Source organism: Janibacter sp. CX7, from assembly GCF_024362365.1.
In the GTDB taxonomy this organism is placed as follows: domain Bacteria; phylum Actinomycetota; class Actinomycetes; order Actinomycetales; family Dermatophilaceae; genus Janibacter.
This window is the reverse complement of sequence record NZ_CP101464.1, coordinates 1,415,443-1,432,045: the sequence shown is the minus strand read 5'-3', so window position 1 is coordinate 1,432,045 and position 16,603 is coordinate 1,415,443. Positions and strand designations below refer to the sequence as shown.

13 protein-coding genes are annotated in these 16,603 nt (G+C 71.4%); 4 read left to right on the top strand and 9 right to left on the bottom strand.

Features of this window, described 5'->3' with window-relative positions:
* Nucleotides 1-2,073 carry a 3-hydroxyacyl-CoA dehydrogenase NAD-binding domain-containing protein gene (locus NMQ01_RS06965; protein WP_255186133.1) on the top strand — a complete coding sequence of 691 codons (2,073 nt, stop codon included), beginning with the start codon at nucleotides 1-3 and terminating at the stop codon, nucleotides 2,071-2,073.
* Between the two features lie 159 nt (nucleotides 2,074-2,232).
* On the top strand, nucleotides 2,233-3,774 hold the full coding sequence (locus tag NMQ01_RS06960) for a UDP-N-acetylglucosamine 1-carboxyvinyltransferase (protein WP_255186132.1): 1,542 nt from the start codon (nucleotides 2,233-2,235) through the stop codon (nucleotides 3,772-3,774).
* Between the two features lie 120 nt (nucleotides 3,775-3,894).
* Here NMQ01_RS06960 and NMQ01_RS06955 read toward each other — a convergent pair whose 3' ends face one another.
* Nucleotides 3,895-5,394 carry a GntP family permease gene (locus tag NMQ01_RS06955; RefSeq protein ID WP_255186131.1) on the bottom strand — a complete coding sequence of 500 codons (1,500 nt, stop codon included), beginning with the start codon at nucleotides 5,392-5,394 and terminating at the stop codon, nucleotides 3,895-3,897.
* 180 nt (nucleotides 5,395-5,574) lie between these two features.
* On the opposite strand from NMQ01_RS06955, the gene NMQ01_RS06950 reads away from it, so the two are divergent.
* Entirely contained in the window at nucleotides 5,575-6,357 is a 783-nt protein-coding gene (locus tag NMQ01_RS06950; RefSeq protein ID WP_255186130.1) for a 3-hydroxybutyrate dehydrogenase, read from the top strand.
* A gap of 26 nt (nucleotides 6,358-6,383) precedes the next feature.
* Nucleotides 6,384-8,252 carry a helix-turn-helix domain-containing protein gene (locus tag NMQ01_RS06945; RefSeq protein ID WP_255186129.1) on the top strand — a complete coding sequence of 623 codons (1,869 nt, stop codon included), beginning with the start codon at nucleotides 6,384-6,386 and terminating at the stop codon, nucleotides 8,250-8,252.
* A gap of 46 nt (nucleotides 8,253-8,298) precedes the next feature.
* Here the strand turns inward: NMQ01_RS06945 and NMQ01_RS06940 are convergent, their stop codons facing one another.
* The 8 genes from NMQ01_RS06940 to NMQ01_RS06905 all read right to left on the bottom strand — a co-directional run bounded on the left by NMQ01_RS06940 (nucleotide 8,299) and on the right by NMQ01_RS06905 (nucleotide 16,452).
* On the bottom strand, nucleotides 8,299-9,234 hold the full coding sequence (locus NMQ01_RS06940) for an alpha/beta fold hydrolase (RefSeq protein ID WP_255186128.1): 936 nt from the start codon (nucleotides 9,232-9,234) through the stop codon (nucleotides 8,299-8,301).
* Nucleotides 9,231-10,322, bottom strand: a complete 1,092-nt coding sequence (locus NMQ01_RS06935; RefSeq protein ID WP_255186127.1) for a branched-chain amino acid ABC transporter permease — start codon at nucleotides 10,320-10,322, stop codon at nucleotides 9,231-9,233. The genes NMQ01_RS06940 and NMQ01_RS06935 overlap by 4 nt, the downstream gene beginning before the upstream one ends.
* Nucleotides 10,319-11,203: a branched-chain amino acid ABC transporter permease gene (locus NMQ01_RS06930; RefSeq protein WP_255186126.1), complete on the bottom strand. Its 885-nt coding sequence runs from the start codon at nucleotides 11,201-11,203 to the stop codon at nucleotides 10,319-10,321. The genes NMQ01_RS06935 and NMQ01_RS06930 overlap by 4 nt, the downstream gene beginning before the upstream one ends.
* Nucleotides 11,200-11,928: an ABC transporter ATP-binding protein gene (locus tag NMQ01_RS06925; RefSeq protein WP_255186125.1), complete on the bottom strand. Its 729-nt coding sequence runs from the start codon at nucleotides 11,926-11,928 to the stop codon at nucleotides 11,200-11,202. The genes NMQ01_RS06930 and NMQ01_RS06925 overlap by 4 nt, the downstream gene beginning before the upstream one ends.
* Nucleotides 11,925-12,659, bottom strand: coding sequence for an ABC transporter ATP-binding protein (locus NMQ01_RS06920; protein WP_255186124.1), 735 nt, complete (start codon nucleotides 12,657-12,659; stop codon nucleotides 11,925-11,927). The genes NMQ01_RS06925 and NMQ01_RS06920 overlap by 4 nt, the downstream gene beginning before the upstream one ends.
* Complete coding sequence (locus NMQ01_RS06915) at nucleotides 12,656-13,855, bottom strand: substrate-binding domain-containing protein (protein WP_255186123.1); 1,200 nt, start codon at nucleotides 13,853-13,855, stop codon at nucleotides 12,656-12,658. The genes NMQ01_RS06920 and NMQ01_RS06915 overlap by 4 nt, the downstream gene beginning before the upstream one ends.
* Before the next feature lie 189 nt (nucleotides 13,856-14,044).
* A complete protein-coding gene (gene dxs / locus NMQ01_RS06910) occupies nucleotides 14,045-15,907 on the bottom strand; it encodes a 1-deoxy-D-xylulose-5-phosphate synthase (protein ID WP_255186122.1) in 1,863 nt (620 codons plus the stop codon).
* A 101-nt stretch (nucleotides 15,908-16,008) separates the two neighbouring features.
* Complete coding sequence (locus tag NMQ01_RS06905; protein WP_255186121.1) at nucleotides 16,009-16,452, bottom strand: hypothetical protein; 444 nt, start codon at nucleotides 16,450-16,452, stop codon at nucleotides 16,009-16,011.
* Nucleotides 16,453-16,603: the final 151 nt, after the last annotated feature.

Below are 16,603 nucleotides of genomic sequence, written 5' to 3'. Positions count from 1 at the left end.
ATGAGCGAGCCCAAGCCCGAGGTCGTCACCCGCGCCCTCGTCCAGGACGTCCAGCTCCCCGCCGACGGCGGCACGCTGGCCCTCGTCACGCTGGACAACGGCCACGACCACACCAAGCCCAACACCTTCGGCCTCGAGGGCATGGCCGGCCTGCGCGCCGCCGTCGCCACGCTGCAGCAGCGCGCCGAGGCCGGCGAGATCGTCGCCGTCGCCGTCACCGGCAAGCCCTTCATCTTCGCCGTCGGCGCCGACCTCACCGGAGTCCCGGGCATCACCAGCCGCGAGCAGGCGCTCGAGATCGCCCGCACCGGCCACGCGGCCTACGCGGCGATCATGGACCTGCCCGTGCCGACCTTCGCCTTCGTCAATGGCGCGGCGATGGGCGGCGGCGTCGAGCTGTCGCTGGCCTGCGACTACCGCACGATGAGCAAGGCCGTGCCGGCCATCGCGCTGCCCGAGGTCTTCCTCGGGCTCGTCCCCGGCTGGGGCGGCTGCTACCTGCTCCCCCGCCTCGTCGGTCCGGAGAAGGCCCTCAAGGTCATCGTCGAGAACCCGCTCAACACCAACCGGATGCTCAACGGCCCGGCCGCGGCGAAGCTCGGCCTGGCCGACGCCCTCCTCGACGCCGCCGACTTCCTCGAGCAGTCGATCATCTGGGCCGCGGGTGTCCTCGCCGGCGAGACGAAGGTCGAGCGCGAGCCGGTCAGCGACGACGCCGCCGTGTGGGAGGCCGCTGCCGCGGCCGCCACGAAGCTGGCCGACGCGAAGACCGCACGGAAGTCCCCTTCGCCCTACCGGGCCATCGAGCTGGTGACCGCCGCCCGCACCGCCGAGCGCGATGCTGCCTTCGCCGCCGAGGACGAGGCCCTGGCCGACCTGCTCATGGGTGACGAGCTGCGCGCCGGCCTGTACTCCTTCGACCTGGTGCAGAAGCGGGCGAAGCGCCCCGCCGGCGCACCCGACAAGGCGCTCGCGCGCCCCGTCGGCAAGGTCGGCATCGTCGGCGCCGGCCTCATGGCCAGCCAGCTCGCGATGCTCTTCATCCGCTCGCTCAAGGTGCCGGTCGTCATGACCGACCTCGACCAGGAGCGGGTCGACAAGGGCGTCGCCTACGTCCACGGCGAGATCGACGCGTCCCTCGCCAAGGGCAAGATCACGCAGGACAAGGCCAACCAGCTCAAGGGCCTGATCACCGGCTCCACGAGCAAGGAGGGCTTCGCCGACGCCGACTTCGTCATCGAGGCCGTCTTCGAGGAGATGGGCGTCAAGAAGAAGGTCTGGGCCGAGGTGGAGCAGATCGTCACCCCCGAGTGCGTCCTCGCCTCCAACACCTCGTCGCTCTCGATCACCGAGATGGCGTCCGAGCTGCAGCACCCGGAGCGGGTCGTGGGCTTCCACTTCTTCAACCCCGTCGCCGTCATGCCCCTGCTCGAGATCATCCCGGGCGAGCGGACCGACGACGCCGCGCTGGCGACGGCCTTCGCCACGGGCAAGGGCCTGAAGAAGACGTGCATCCTCGTCAAGGACAGCCCCTCCTTCATCGCCAACCGTCTGCTCGGTCGCTTCATGGGCGAGTTCTCGAAGATCGTCGACGAGGGCACGCCGGTCGAGGTCGCCAACGAGGGCATCGCGGGCCTGGCCCCGATGCCGCCGCTGGTCCTCGTCGGTCTCGTCGGCCCGGCGATCGCGCTGCACAACAGCGAGACGCTCCACCGTGAGCTCGGCGAGCGCTTCTACGTCTCGCCGAACCTCAAGGCGCTCGTCGAGGCCGGCAAGCGCTCCTACGACGACGAGGGAGCGGCCGAGCTGCTCACCGTTCCGGAGTCCCCCGTCGTGCTCACCGCGCAGCAGGTGCGCGAGCGCGTCCTCGGCGTCCTCGCCGAGGAGGTGCGCACGATGCTCGACGACGGTGTCGCGCAGGCCCCGATGGACATCGACCTCGCGATGATCACCGGTGCCGGCTTCCAGTTCTGGAACGGCGGCCTCACCCCGCTCCTGGACCGTGAGGGCGTCTCGGAGAAGGTCACCGGTCAGCGCTTCCTGCCGCCGGGTGCGGCCAGCGTCCCGGCCTGATCACGGCTCGGCGCGTCCGCGTCAGCCCGAAGGGGAGGTCCCGCCACGGCGCGGGGCCTCCCCTTCGTCATGGGCCGGGTGTGGCAGCATCGAGGTGGGGCGACACGCGGGGAACCACACGGGCTGTACATATCTCATATATGGGTTACCGTTGTCGGCATGTCTGATGACTACCTCGCCCGCATCGGCACGACGATCAAGGAGGCGCGTCACCGCGCCGGCCTGTCGCAGTCCGACCTCGCCACCAAGCTCGAGACGAGCCAGAGCGCCGTCGCGCGCATCGAGGCTGGAGGGCAGAACCTCACGCTCGACAACCTCGCCCGGATCAGCGAAGCGCTCGACACCGAGCTCGTCGCGCTGACCCGTACCTCGACCAGTGGCGCCGTCCACCTGCAGATCGAGGGCGGCCGCCGCCTCTCCGGCGCCATCGACGTCAAGACGAGCAAGAATGCCGCCGTCGCGCTGCTGTGCGCCTCGCTGCTCAACAAGGGCACGACGACGCTGCGCAACCTCGCCCGCATCGAGGAGGTCAACCGCATCCTCGAGGTGCTGCACTCCATCGGCGTGCAGACCCGCTGGCTGCCCGACAGCTCCGACCTCGAGATCATCCCGCCGGAGCGGCTCGACCTCGACGGCATGGACGAGGAGGCCGCCCGCCGCACGCGCACGGTGATCATGTTCCTCGGCCCGCTGCTGCACGAGTTCCCCTCCTTCCGCCTGCCCTACGCCGGTGGCTGCGACCTGGGCACCCGCACGGTCGAGCCGCACATGACCTCGCTGACCCACTTCGGTCTCGACGTCGAGGCGACGCACGGCTGGTACGAGGCCCGGGTGACCGGCCAGGGCACGCAGGACAAGACCTTCGTGCTCACCGAGCGCGGCGACACCGTGACCGAGAACGCGCTCATGGCGGCCGCCCGCCACCCGGGCCGCACGACGATCCGCAATGCCTCGCCCAACTACATGGTCCAGGACCTGTGCTTCTTCCTCGAAAAGCTCGGCGTCCGGGTCGAGGGCATCGGCACGACCACGCTCGTGGTCACCGGTGCGCGCGAGATCGACGTCGACGTCGAGTACTCGCCGAGCGAGGACCCGATCGAGGCGATGAGCCTCATCGCGGCCGCCGTCGTCACGAAGTCGGAGATCACCATCCGCCGCTCCCCCATCGAGTTCCTCGAGATCGAACTGGCGACCCTCACCGGCATGGGCATGCAGTACTCGCTCTCCGAGGAGTACCTCGCGCACAACGGCCGCACCCGGCTCGTCGACATCACGACCCACCCCGGGCCGCTCAAGGCACCGATCGACAAGATCCACCCGATGCCCTTCCCGGGTCTGAACATCGACAACCTGCCCTTCTTCGCGCTCATCGCCAGCTGCGCCGAGGGCACGACGACGATCCACGACTGGGTCTACGACAACCGCGCGATCTACCTGACCGAGCTCAACAAGATCGGTGGCCGGGTCACGCTCATGGACCCGCACCGCGTGCTGGTCGAGGGCCCGGTCCGCTGGCGCGCCAACGAGGTCACCTGCCCGCCCGCGCTGCGCCCCGGAGTCGTCGTCCTGCTGGCGATGCTCGCCGCCCCGGGCACGTCCTACCTGCGCAACGTCTACGTCATCAACCGCGGCTACGAGGACCTCGCCGAGCGCCTCAACGCCCTGGGTGCCAGCGTGCACCCCTTCCGCGACATCGGCTGACGCCGCCGCGGACGGTCCACGACGAAGGGGAGGCCCCCACCGGTGATCCGGTGGGGGCCTCCCCTTCGTCGTGGCGCTGGCGCGCCTCCTCAGGGCGGCGCCTTCGCGACGGGGCCTGCGTCAGAAGCTGCCGAAGACCGAGCCCAGCACGATGATCGTGATCAGGGCGAGCACCGGGACGGCGATCGCGACGACCGCGATGTCCTTGTAGGACTGGCGGTGGCTCAGGCCGCAGATCGCCAGCAGCGTGATGACCGCGCCGTTGTGCGGCAGGGCGTCGAAGCCGCCGGAGGAGATCGCCGTGACGCGGTGGACGAGCTCGAGCGAGATGCCCTGCTCGACCGCCATCGTCTTGAACTGGTCGCCGAGGGCCTCGAGCGCGATGCTCATGCCGCCGGAGGCGGAGCCGGTGATGCCGGCGAGGACGTTGACCGACAGGGCCAGCGAGATGAGCGGGCTACTCGAGACACCGAGGACGGCGTCCTTGATCGTGCCGAAGGCCGCGAGCGAGCTGATGACGGCGCCGTATCCGACCTCGGAGGCGGTGTTGAAGATCGGCAGCAGCGAGCCCATGGTGCCCTCGTTGACCGCGTCCTTGACGTCGACGAGCCGGGTCCAGTTGGCCGCGAGGACCAGGGCGATCGACGCGACGAGGGCGACGATGATGCCCCAGATGCCGGCGACGTCGTCGATGCCGACGGAGCCGTAGGCCTCCTGCTTGAGGTAGGCGAAGTCCATCGAGGGGAAGATCCAGTTGACGAGCGCGTAGTTGAGCGCGATGACGACGACGATCGGCGCGAAGGCGATCACCCACGGCACGTGCGGACGGTCCATGAGCTGGGCATCGGCCTCGCTCTGCTCGACCTCGACCTTCTCCTTGACGGTGACGGCACCCTCACCGTCGGCGTCGCCGCGCGGCGCGTCGTCGGAGCCGGTGCGGCCACGACCGAAGAAGCCACCCCCGGTGGCGACCGGGGGCTCGTAGACCTCACCCGCGGCCACGAGCTTGCCCGAGCGGTACTGCAGCCAGGCGACACCGCCGACGAACATGATCAGGCCGGCGATGATGCCGAGGCCGGGCGCCGCGAAGGCATTGGTCGAGAAGTAGGGCGAGGGGATGGCGTTCTGGATGGCCGGGGTGCCCGGCAGGGCGGTCATCGTGAAGGTGAAGGAGCCGAGCGCGATGGTCGCCGGGATGAGCCGCTTCGGGATGCCCGACTCCTTGAAGAGGGCCGCGGCGATCGGGAAGACGGCGAAGGCGACGACGAAGAGCGAGACACCCCCGTAGGTGAGGATGCCGCAGGCGAGGGTGATCGCGAGGATCGCGCGCTGCGCACCGATCTTGTCGACGATGAAGTCGGCGATCGCCTTGGCCGAGCCGCTGACGTCCATGAGCTTGCCGAAGATCGCGCCGAGGAGGAAGAGCGGGAAGTACGTGATGGCGTACTTGCCCAGGGCCGGCATGAAGACCTGCGTGTACGTGGCGAGCAAGGGCCCCCCGGACATCAGGGTCGCCAGCAGGGCGAGGATCGGGGCGAGGATCAGCACGTTGATGCCGCGATAGGCCAGATACATCAGCAGGCCGAGCGAGGCGATGATGCCGACAAGTCCGAGGGACATCGGTGTCTCCTACTTTCGGGGGATCAGGGGTGGCGTCGGCCGGGCCGACGCCAGGTGTGGCGCCGTCGATGGTCGCACCGGCCACGAGCCGCGGCGTGGGTGTGTCGCCACACCATTTCACCGATATCACGTGGCGGCACACCACCTCGCCGGCGTGGTCGGGCTCGTACCTTGCTCGTCATGAGCCAGCAGCCCGAGTCCGCACTCCTCACCGACCTCACCGGTCGTCACGTCCTCGTCACCGGCGCCGCGAGCGGGATCGGCGCCGCCTGCGTCGCGAGCTTCGCTGCCGCAGGGGCGCGCGTCACCGCGGTCGACCTCGACGAAGGGGGTCTGACCTCCCTGGCCGGCGGGCTGCCCGACCTGGCCGTGGAGACCCGGGCCGTCGACCTCGCCGACCTCGACGGGCTGGCCGACCTGCCCGAGGACGTCGACGTCCTCGTCAACAACGCCGGCATCCAGCACGTCAGCCCGGTCCACGAGTTCCCGGTCGAGAAGTTCGACCTCATCCACAGGTTGATGCTCCAGTCCCCCTTCAGGCTCATCCGGTCGGTCCTGCCGCACATGTACGCCCAGGGCTGGGGCCGGATCATCAATGTCTCGAGCGTCCACGGCCTGCGAGCCAGCGCCTACAAGTCGGCCTACGTCTCGGCGAAGCACGGGCTCGAGGGGCTGAGCAAGGTCGTGGCCCTTGAGGGCGCTGCCCACGGCGTGACGAGCAACTGCCTCAACCCCGCCTACGTGCGCACCCCGCTCGTGGAGAAGCAGGTGGCCGACCAGGCCCGCACCCACGGCATCGCCGAGGAGGAGGTCCTCGAGCAGATCATGCTCGGACCGGTCGCGATCAAGCGTCTCGTCGAGGTGGACGAGGTGGCCGCGATGGCGCTCTTCCTCTGCTCCCCCGCCGCCACGAGCATCACGGGGTCCTCGCTGCCGGTCGACGGGGGCTGGACCGCACACTGAGCGGCCGCGTACCTAGGATGCAGGCCATGTCGGGCACCGAGGATCACGAGCAGACCGAGCAGGTGGTGCACCTGCTCGAGCTGCTCGCCGCAGACGCCCCGGTGGACCAGCTCGCCGACGCGCCGGCCCCCGAGCGGGCCCGCGACCTCGCCCTGCGCATCGGAGCCACCCGCGAGCTGCACCGGCGACGGGAGTCGGCGCAGTCCTCGCTGCTCGACATCGCCCGCGAGCTGTCGACCGAGAAGGAACCCGAGGTCGTCCTCGAGGCCATCGTGCGGCGGGCCCGCACCCTCATCGGCACCGACCTGGCCTACCTGACGCTCTACGACCCCGAGGCCGGCGACACCTTCATGAAGGTCACCGACGGCTCGGTGTCCGCGGACTTCCAGTCGCTGCGGCTCTCTCTCGGCGACGGCCTCGGCGGGCTCGTCGCCTCGACCCGCAAGCCCTACTGGACGGCCGACTACCCCGCCGACGAGCGCTTCAGCCACACCCACGAGATCGACCACGGGGTCGGCGACGAGGGCATCATCGCCATCTGCGGCACCCCGCTCATCGTCGAGTCCAACTTCGTCGGGGTGCTCTTCGCGGCCAACCGCAGCCCGCGCCCCTTCTCCCGGTCCGAGGTCGTCCTCCTCGGCGACCTCGCGGCCTTCGCCGCCCTGGCCATCGTCCAGACCCGTGCGCTCGCCGACGCGCAGACGGCCTTCGCCGCCCTCACCGAGGCGCACGAGACCGTCCGGCAGCAGGCCACCGGTGTCGCGCGCGCCGCGGCGGCCCACGACCGCTTCGCCTCCGTCGTGCTCGAGGGCGGTGGCGTCGCCGACGTCACGCGGGCCCTCGTCGACCTGCTCGGTGGGTGGGCGGTGCTCTTCGACGGCACCGGCGAGCGGCGCAGCACCCTCGGGCCGGCGCCGGCCCCCGACGGGGACCGGGACGCGCTCCTCTCGCTGCCCGTCGTCGACCGCGCGCGGCACGAGGCCGGGCGACTCGTCGAGGAGGACGGGGTGCACGCCATCGGCGTCATCGCCTCGCACGAGGAGCTCGGCACCCTCGTCGTCGGTGCCCCGGGCACCCTCGAGGAGGCCGACCAGCGCACGGTGGAGCGGGCCGCAGTCGTCACCGCCCTCGTCCTGCTCTTCGAGCGCCAGGCCGACGACGCCCGCCAGACCGCCCGCAACCGACTGCTCGCCGACCTGCTGAGCGGTCGCGGCAGCCACGAGGAACGGACCGGCTACCTGCGCTCGGCCGGCCTCGAGCCGCGCGAGCCGATGTGCCTCCTCGTCGCCCGGGGCGGCGACCCCACGCAGCAGCGCGCGCTGGCCCTCACCGTGAGCACGCTCCTCGGCGAGGGCTCGCTCGTCGGCACGCACGACGGCGCGATCGTCGCCCTCGTCGGGGGCGACGACGCCGACCACCTCGCCCGTTCGCTCGCCGAGCGCGTCACCCGCGGACCCCGACTGACCGTCGGCGGCTGCGGCCCGCTGACCGACGTCGACGACCTCCCCCGGGCCTTCGAGGACGGCGCCCGGACCGCCGGCGCGCTCATCGCCCTGGGGCGCTCGGGCACGGGCGCCGCGGCCCGTGAGCTCGGCTTCGCCGGCCTCATCGTCGGCTCCGACCCCGACGTCCACGACTACGTCCAGTCGGTCCTCGGTCCGGTCCTGCACTACGACGCGGAGCGGGGCAGCGACCTCGTCGGCACCCTCGTGGCCTACTTCGCCGCCGGCTCGAGCCCGCGCCACGCGGCCGGCGAGCTGCACGTCCACGTCAACACCGTGGCGCAACGACTGGCTCGGGTCTCCGCCCTGCTCGGGGACGACTGGCAGCACCCCGACCGCGCGCTGGAGATCCAGCTCGCCCTGCGCATGCGACGACTGCTCGAGAGCCGCTGACGCCAGGTTGAGGTATCCCCGACCGACTATCCGGTCGCTGGCACCTCTACCCGTCGCCCAACGATCGGTCGACGACGTCGGCGACGGTCGTCAGCCCCTCCCCGGTGAGGATGACGTCGTAGTGGTTGGCCTCGACCCGGTGCATCGCCAGGGACGAAGGGAGGTCGAGCGCCGCCAGCCGGGACTCGTCGTAGAGCCCCTGGGGCTCGTCCATGAGCCCCCGCTCGGCCCACACGAGCTCGAGGTGCACGTCCTGCTCGACCGCTCGCCGTGCGGCCGCGTGCACGGTCGCGTCGGCGAGCACGTCGGCACCGTCCGCGCGGACGGCGTCGAGGATGCACGAGCTCATCCACCGGCCCGGCACGTCGGGCGCCGGCACGAGGTCGTGACCGAGGTAGGCCCGCACGACTGATGCCGCCGGACCCGCGAGCAGCGGGCCGACCGCGGGGTGCCGGGCCCAGAAGCCCAGGTGGGCCGAGGGGCTCTCGAAGCGCATCGCCAGGCGGTCCATGGCCGGCCCGATCACGGCCTGGAGGGCCGCGTCGATGTCGAGGTCCGCAGGTGCGGGGAAGGCCAGCCCGCCGTCCACGAGGACGACGGAGCTGAAGAGGCCCGGTTGGGCTGCGGCGGCGAGCGCGGCGACGAAGGCTCCCATCGAGTGCCCGACGACGACCGGCCGCACGCCGAAGACCGCCGAGATCGTGGCCAGGTCCTGGGCGTGGACCGCCAGACCATAGGGGCCTGACGCCTCACGGCTGGCCGCACGGCCCCGCAGGTCCGGTGCGAGCACCCGGACCGCCCCCGGCCCGTGACGTCGGTGCAGCTCGTCGGCGAGCGCACGCCACGAGAGCCCGTTGGCGGTGATGCCGTGGACGGCGAGCACGACGGGTGCCCCCTCGCGCGCAGGCGCGACGGTGAGGTCGTGGACCGCGAGCGAGCCCACGGGCTGCTCGATGACGAAGGTCGACTCGTCGGGGCTCATGCGTCCGACCTCCTCGGCAGGAGGCCCCGAGCGCCCTCGGTCTGCCGGGATCGGCCGGACCGGGAGCGCTGCAGCAGTCGGGCGCCCAGGCCGGTGAGCCCCTCGGGCGCGAAGTACACGACGACGATGAAGAGCACGCCGAGGATGAGCAGCGGCTCCCCGAGCAGGCGCTGGACGATGTCGGGCATGGAGGCGACGACAGACGAGCCGCTCACCTCGACCAGCCGGGCGTCGGCGTAGTGGTAGACGAACCCGCCGACGACCGCGCCCCACAGCCGACCCGCTCCCCCGAGGACGACCATGACGAGCAGCGCGAGGGTGAACTCGGTCGTCGTGACGTGCGGGCTCGAGCCGCCGAGGACGATGGCGTGCACGATGCCTCCGAGGCCACCGAGGACGGCGCCGACGACGATCGCCAGGAGCTTGACCCGGTAGACGTCGTAGCCGAGGACGGCGGCACGCTCTTCGTTCTCACGGACGGCGGCCATGGCGTGCCCGGCGCGGGTGCGGACGAGCAGCGCCACGGCGACGAAGGCGAGGACGACGAAGGCGAGCGCGAGCCAGTAGCGGTAGGGGGCGTTGTGCACCCCGACGAGCAACGCCGGGACCGCCTCACGGCTGAGGATGAGCCCCTCCTCACCGCCGGTGACGTCGCCGGGGTTGCGCAGCACGACGATCGACGCGGCCTGGGCGAAGGCGAGCGTCACCATGGCGAAGGCGATGCCACCGACCCGCAGGGCGATGCCACCCACGACGAGCGCGAGGAGGAGAGTCACCCCGAGCGAGAGGAGGACCGCGACGGGCAGCGAGGTCCCCCATGACGACAGCGAGATCGTCAGCAGGTAGCTGCCCGCCGCGACGAAGAGCGCGTGGCCGAAGCTCAGCAGACCGGTGCGGCCGAAGATCACGTCGTAGCCCAGCGCGAAGCCGGCGAAGATGAAGCAGGTGGCGAGCAGCTGCAAGGAGCCGGGGCCGTTGACCCGGCCGGGCAGCACGCCCGGGACCGTCGCCGACACGTAGGGCAGGGCGACGAGGACGAGCAGGAGGGCCAGGCCCGGGAGGGCCTTGGCGACCGATCGGGCACTCATGCGGGTGCTCCCTTCATGGCGGCGGGACGAGCCAGCAGGACGAGGGCCAGCAGGAGGACGACGGACAGGTCGCCGACGCCGCTGGCCGCGTAGTAGTTGGCGAGCTGCTGCACCAGCCCGACGGCGACCGCGGCGACCGCGGTGCCGGTGAGCGACCCCATGCCCCCGATGACGACGACGATGAAGGCGTAGATGAGCAGCGAGCCACCCTGGGCGGGCGACACCGAGCCGGCGTACTGCGAGTACAGGACACCGGCGAGCGCGGCGGCGGCCCCGCCCATCGCGAAGACGATGGTGAAGGTCGCCCGCACGTTGATGCCGAGTGCCTCGACCATCGTGCGGTTCTCGACCCCGGCCCGGATCACCAGCCCGAGGCGCGTGTAGCGCAGCAGGGCGTGCAACCCCGCGAAGACGAGCCCGGCCACGAGGACGAAGAGCAGCCGGTCGTTGGGCAGGTGCGCGCCAGCGAGCTGGGTCGTCGACGCCATCCACGACGGCTTCTCCACCGGCTTGGGGTCGGCGGACCAGACGGCCTGGGCGACGGCGACCGCCGCGAGGGAGAGCCCGACGGTGACGAGCACCTGCTGGATGTGGTGCTTGTAGAGGGGGCGGATGAGACACACCTCGACGACCACACCGATGACGGCACCGACGAGGAGCGCCACGACGACCGCAGCGAGCAGTCGCACGCCGACGGACAGCTCGCCGGGCAGGCGCTGCATGGTCTCCCAGCCGGCGTAGGCGCCGGCCATCATGAAGGCGCCGTGCGCGAAGTTGAGTACGCCCATCAGTCCGTAGATGAGGCTGAGCCCGGCCGCGGCGAGGAAGTACAGCGCGCCCAGCCCGAGGCCGGTGCCGAGGATCAGGGTCAGGTCGCTCATGCCGCGCTCTCCCTTCGCATCGACACCCCGAGCAGCTCGCGGGTGAGCTCCTGGTCGGCGACGAGGTCGGCCGCCGTGCCGGTGTGCACGACGCTGCCGGCGTCGAGGACGACGACGGTGTCGGCGATGCGGCGCACGAGCGGCAGGTTCTGCTCCACGAGCAGGATCGGGGTCGTGCGGGCCACCTCGGCGAGGACGTCGGCGACCTCGGTGACGAGCTTGGGCGCCAGGCCCTTGGTCGGCTCGTCGATGAGGAGCAGCCGGTTGTCCCGCAGGAGGACCCGCGCGAGCGAGACCATCTGCTGCTGCCCGCCGGAGAGCGTCCCCGCCCGCTGGTCCCTACGGGTCACCAGGTCGGGGAAGAGGTCACGCACGATCGGCGCGTCCGCCCCGGCCGCCGCATCGACGAGGCGCAGGTTCTCGTCGACGCTCAGGCCACCGAAGACCTCCCGGTCCTCGGGGACGTACCCGATGCCGTCGCGGACGATCCGGACCGTCTGACGTCCCTGGATCTCCTGCCCGTCGAGCCGGATCGTGCCCGTGCGGGGTGCCAGCCCGAGCAGCGCCTTGAGGGTCGTCGTCTTGCCGACGCCATTGCGCCCGAGGAGGGCGGTGACCCCGGTGGACGGCACCTCGAAGGAGACGCCCTGGAGGATGTGCGAGCCGCCGTAGCGCACGTGGAGGTCCTCGACGGTGAGGACCGGCGGCGTGGTCGTGTCGTTCACAGTGCTTCTCCCAGGTAGGCCTGCTGGACGCGCTCGTCCGAGGTGACCTCGGTCGGGCTGCCGACGGCGAGCAGCTGACCGTGGTGCAGCACGGCCACCCGGTCGGCGAGGCCGAGCACGACGTGCATGTGGTGCTCGACCATGGCGACCGAGACACCGCTGTCGCGCACGTCTCCGATGATCTCGGTGAGCCCGTCGACGTCCTCGGCCGAGACGCCGGCCATGGGTTCGTCGAGCAGGAGCACCTTGGGGTCGGACGCGAGCGCCATCGCCAGCTCGAGCTTGCGGCGATCGCCGTGCGACAGGTCCCGGGCGAGGGTCTGCCCCTTCCCGGGCATCCGCACCCGCGCGAGCAGGTCGTCGATCCGGTCCCCGCCGACGGCCCCGGCCGCGCGGAAGGGCGAGAAGGGCGCCGGCCCCGCCGCCTGGATGGCCAGCCGCACGTTCTCCCTCGCGGACAGCCCGTCGAAGAGCGCCGAGGTCTGGAAGGACCGGGCGAGCCCCCGACGGGCGCGCTTCGTCGCGCTCAGCCGGGTCACGTCGTCCTCCCCCAACGTCACCCGCCCGTCGCTCGGCCGGGTGACGCCGGAGAGGATGTTGACGAGCGAGGACTTGCCCGCTCCGTTGGGACCGATGATGCCGAGCAGCTCGCCGACGCCGACCTCGAGCGTGATGTCCTCGAGGATCCGCGCGCCGCCGATGCGCCACCCGACACCGGCAGCGGCGATCACTTCGACCCGGCGACGGGCGGGGCCACGTCCGCGGCGTCGATCGTCTTGCCGAGGACGGGCACGAAGTTCTTGCCCTTCTTCTCCAGCGACACGGTGAACATCGGCTGCAGCAGCGCGTGGTCCTCGGCGCGGATCTCCATCGGACCCTTGGGCCCCTCGAAGCTCCACCCCTCGAGGGCCTTGACCATCCTGTCCGGGTCGTTGCCGCCCTCCTTGATCGCCTGGACGACCATCTGGCCGGCGACGAAGCCGTCGGTGCTGAAGAGGTCGACCTCCTCGCCGTCCTTCGCCAGGCTCTCCTCCAGCGCGGTGTAGGCCTCGTTGTCGGCGGCGCCGGCGAAGAAGTGGCTGAGGAAGTCGATCTTGGTCCCGGCCTCGCCGAAGAGCGCGTGCGTCGCCTTGATGTCGAGACCGGTGACGACCTTGGTCTCGTCGAAGACGCCCTGCTGGGACAGCGTGCTCCACATCGCGGTCGCGTTGTCGCCGGCCCACGCGACGAAGAGCAGGTCGGGCGAGCCGGCCTTGATCTTCGTGGCGAAGGGGGTGAAGTCCTTGGCTCCCGCAGGCGCCTCGACGGCGGTCACCTTCGCGCCCTGGGCACCGAGCACGCTCTTGACCGCGTCGATGTTGGCGGTGCCGAAGGCGCTGTCCTGGGCCAGGACGGTGACCTTCTTGCCCTTGACGTCGCCGAGCATCGTCCCGGCGGTCGCGACGTCCTGGTAGGTCTGGCGGCCGGAGCGGAAGGTGTAGTCGTTGGCGCCCGTGACGCCGTCGACCGCCGCCGGACCGGAGATGAAGAGGACCTTGTTGTCCTCGGCCAGCGGGGCGACCTGCAGGGCCACGCCCGAGGCCGTCGAGCCAGCGATGATCTTCGTGTCCTGGCCGATGAGGTCGGTGGCGCCGGAGACGGCCTTGGCCGGGTCGCCGGCGTCGTCCTTCTCGGTGATCTCGATCGGCTGGCCGTCGACCTCTCCGGTGCCGTCGGTGGCGTAGTCGATGCCGGCGTCGAAGGCGGCGCGGTACTGGGCGCCGTACGTCGCGAGTGGTCCCGACTTGCTGTAGACGAGGCCCACCTTGTGCGGCCCGTCCGCGTCTCCCCCGTCGCCGCCCGACCCGGGGCTGCCGGGGGCACCGCACGCGGTGACGCTCAGGCTGACGGCGACGCTCGCGAGAGCGAGCTTCCACGACATGGACATGGCAGGACCTCCACCCCGGCGAGCGCTCGCGCCTTTGCTGCAACGAGAACCGTTGACGCTCGACCGATGGCGGGAGTCAACCGGTGGCGGTCACGCCGTGGCGTGGGTTGTCGCACCACTCTTGGCGCCGGGTCATGGCACGCCGCACCACGACGAAGGGGGTCCCGCCCCCTTCGTCTCGTGGTCGGGTCAGAGGTGCGCGCGCAGCCGCTCGACGATCGGCTCGGGCGTCAGCCCGACGGTCTCGAGCACCTGGGCGCGGGAGGCGTGGGCGAGGAACTCCTTGGGCAGGCCGAAGCGGTGCACCGGCGCGGTGACGCCGGCCTCGTCGAGGACGCGGGCGACCTCGGCGCCGACGCCGCCGGAGACGTTGTTGTCCTCGATGACGGCGACCCGGCCGGAGCGAGCGGCGAGCTCGACGAGGGCCGCAGGCACCGGCAGGACCCAGCGGGGGTCGACGACCAGCGTCGAGTGGCCCTCTGCCGCAAGCTTTTCGGCGACCGTCGTCGCCGTGCCGGCCATCGAGCCGACCGAGACGACGAGCACCTCGGGGTCGACCGCCGGGTCACCGGCGAGGACGTCGAGCCCGTCGACCGTCGCGACGGCCTCGAGCGGGTCGGCGACGCTGCCCTTGGGGAACCGGATGACCGTCGGGCCGTCCTCGACGTCAACGGCCTCGCGCAGGGCGACCCTGATCTGCTGCCCGTCGCGGGGGGCGGCCAGGCGCAGGCCGGGCACGATGCTCGCGAGCGACATGTCCCACATGCCGTGGTGGCTGGCGCCGTCGGGGCCGGTCACGCCGGAGCGGTCGAGGACGAAGGTCACGCCTGCCTTGTGCATGGCGCAGTCCATGAGCAGCTGGTCGAAGGCGCGGTTCAAGAAGGTCGCGTAGATCGCGACGACCGGGTGCATCCCGGCGAAGGCGAGTCCGGCCGCCATGGTCGTCGCGTGCTGCTCGGCGATGCCGACGTCGAAGATCCGGTCCGGGTGGGCCAGCGCGAAGGGCTGCAGCCCGACGGGCATCATCATCGCGGCGGTGATCGCGACGACCTCGGGCCGCTCGGCCCCGAGCGCGAGCATCTCGTCGCCGAACTCGTCGGTCCACGAGCGACCGGCGATCTCGAGCGGCAGGCCGGTCTCGGGGTTGATCTTGCCGACGGCGTGGAACTGGTCGGCCTCGTCACCGACCGCGTGCTCGTAGCCGCGGCCCTTCTGCGTGATGACGTGGACGAGAACCGGCCCGCCGAAGGCCTTGGCCCGGCGCAGTGCCTGCTCGACGCTCGCCTCGTCGTGCCCGTCGACGGGGCCGACGTACTTGATGCCGAGGTCCTCGAACATCCCCTGCGGCGCCCAGAAGTCCTTCGCGCCCTTCTTCATCGAGTGGATGGCCTGGTAGGCCGCCCGCCCGACGACCGGGGTGCGGTTGAGCTTGTCCTTGCCCCAGTCGAGCACCTGCTCGTACTGACGGTTGGTCCGCAGCATCGCGAGATGGTCGGCGAGGCCGCCGATGGTCGGCGCATAGGAGCGCTCGTTGTCGTTGACGACGATGACGAGCGGCAGGTCCTTGTCGGCCGCGATGTTGTTGAGCGCCTCCCAGGCCATGCCGCCGGTGAGCGCACCGTCGCCGATGACGGCGACGGCGTGCCGCTCCTCGCCGCGCAGGCGGTAGCCCTTGGCGATGCCCTCGGCCCACGACAGGGAGGTCGAGGCGTGGCTGTTCTCCACCACGTCGTGCTCGGACTCGGCCCGGCTCGGGTAGCCGGAGAGCCCGTCACGGGTGCGCAGCGCGCTGAAGTCCTGCCGCCCCGTGAGCAGCTTGTGCACGTAGGACTGGTGACCGGTGTCGAAGACGAGCGTGTCGTCGGGCGAGTCGAAGACCCGGTGCAGGGCGATGGTCAGCTCGACGACACCGAGGTTGGGGCCGAGGTGCCCGCCGCTGCGTGAGACCTCGGCGACGAGGAAGGAACGGATCTCCTGCGCCAGGGTGTCGAGCAGCTCGTCGGGGAGTCGCTTGAGGTCGGCGGGAGAGGTGATCGTCTCGAGGACTGCCACGCGGGCTTCCTTCCGGTGTCGGGAACCGCCTGAGTCTACGTCTCGAAGGCTGGCACGTGGCTGTGACCCGCCTCGGTCCTCACCATGTCGGGCGAAGGGGGTCACAGCCGCTCGACGAAGACATTGCCGTCGAGCGCCTCGCGCAGCAGCAGGATGCTGCGCTGCGCCGAGCGCAGCCGCAGCCCCTCGTGCTCGAGGCACACGAGCAGGGCGTCGACGGTCCCCTCGGGCAGGGCCTCGGCGAGGTCGACCCGCACGGTGCGATAGGCCTGCCGCATCGCCTCGACCTGGGCGGCGACGTGCTGCTCGGCGAGCCAGGCCAGGGCGATCGGGTGGCGCCGCAGGACCGCGTGCCCGCGGTAGTCGGGCGGGCACAGGTCGAGCAGCCACGAGACCGCTGCCGGCTGCCAGCCGCGCACCCCGGGCGGCGGGACCCGGTCCGGCCACCCCGGCGGTCCCCCCTTCGCCCCCGCAGCCTCGGTCCGCGCGCCCGGCGACCCGGGCAGCGCCGTCCGCACCGGCGGGCGCACTGACTGATCGAACACGTGTTCGAGTGTACGCCCCTGAACCCACCCCACCAGAACTCTGCAAAACCCTAGGGTCTTGCAGAGTTCGGAGGTCACAACCCTGCACAACCCCAGGGTCATGCAGGGTTGGGAGCTTGCACAGCACGCACGACGAAGGGGGGTCACCACC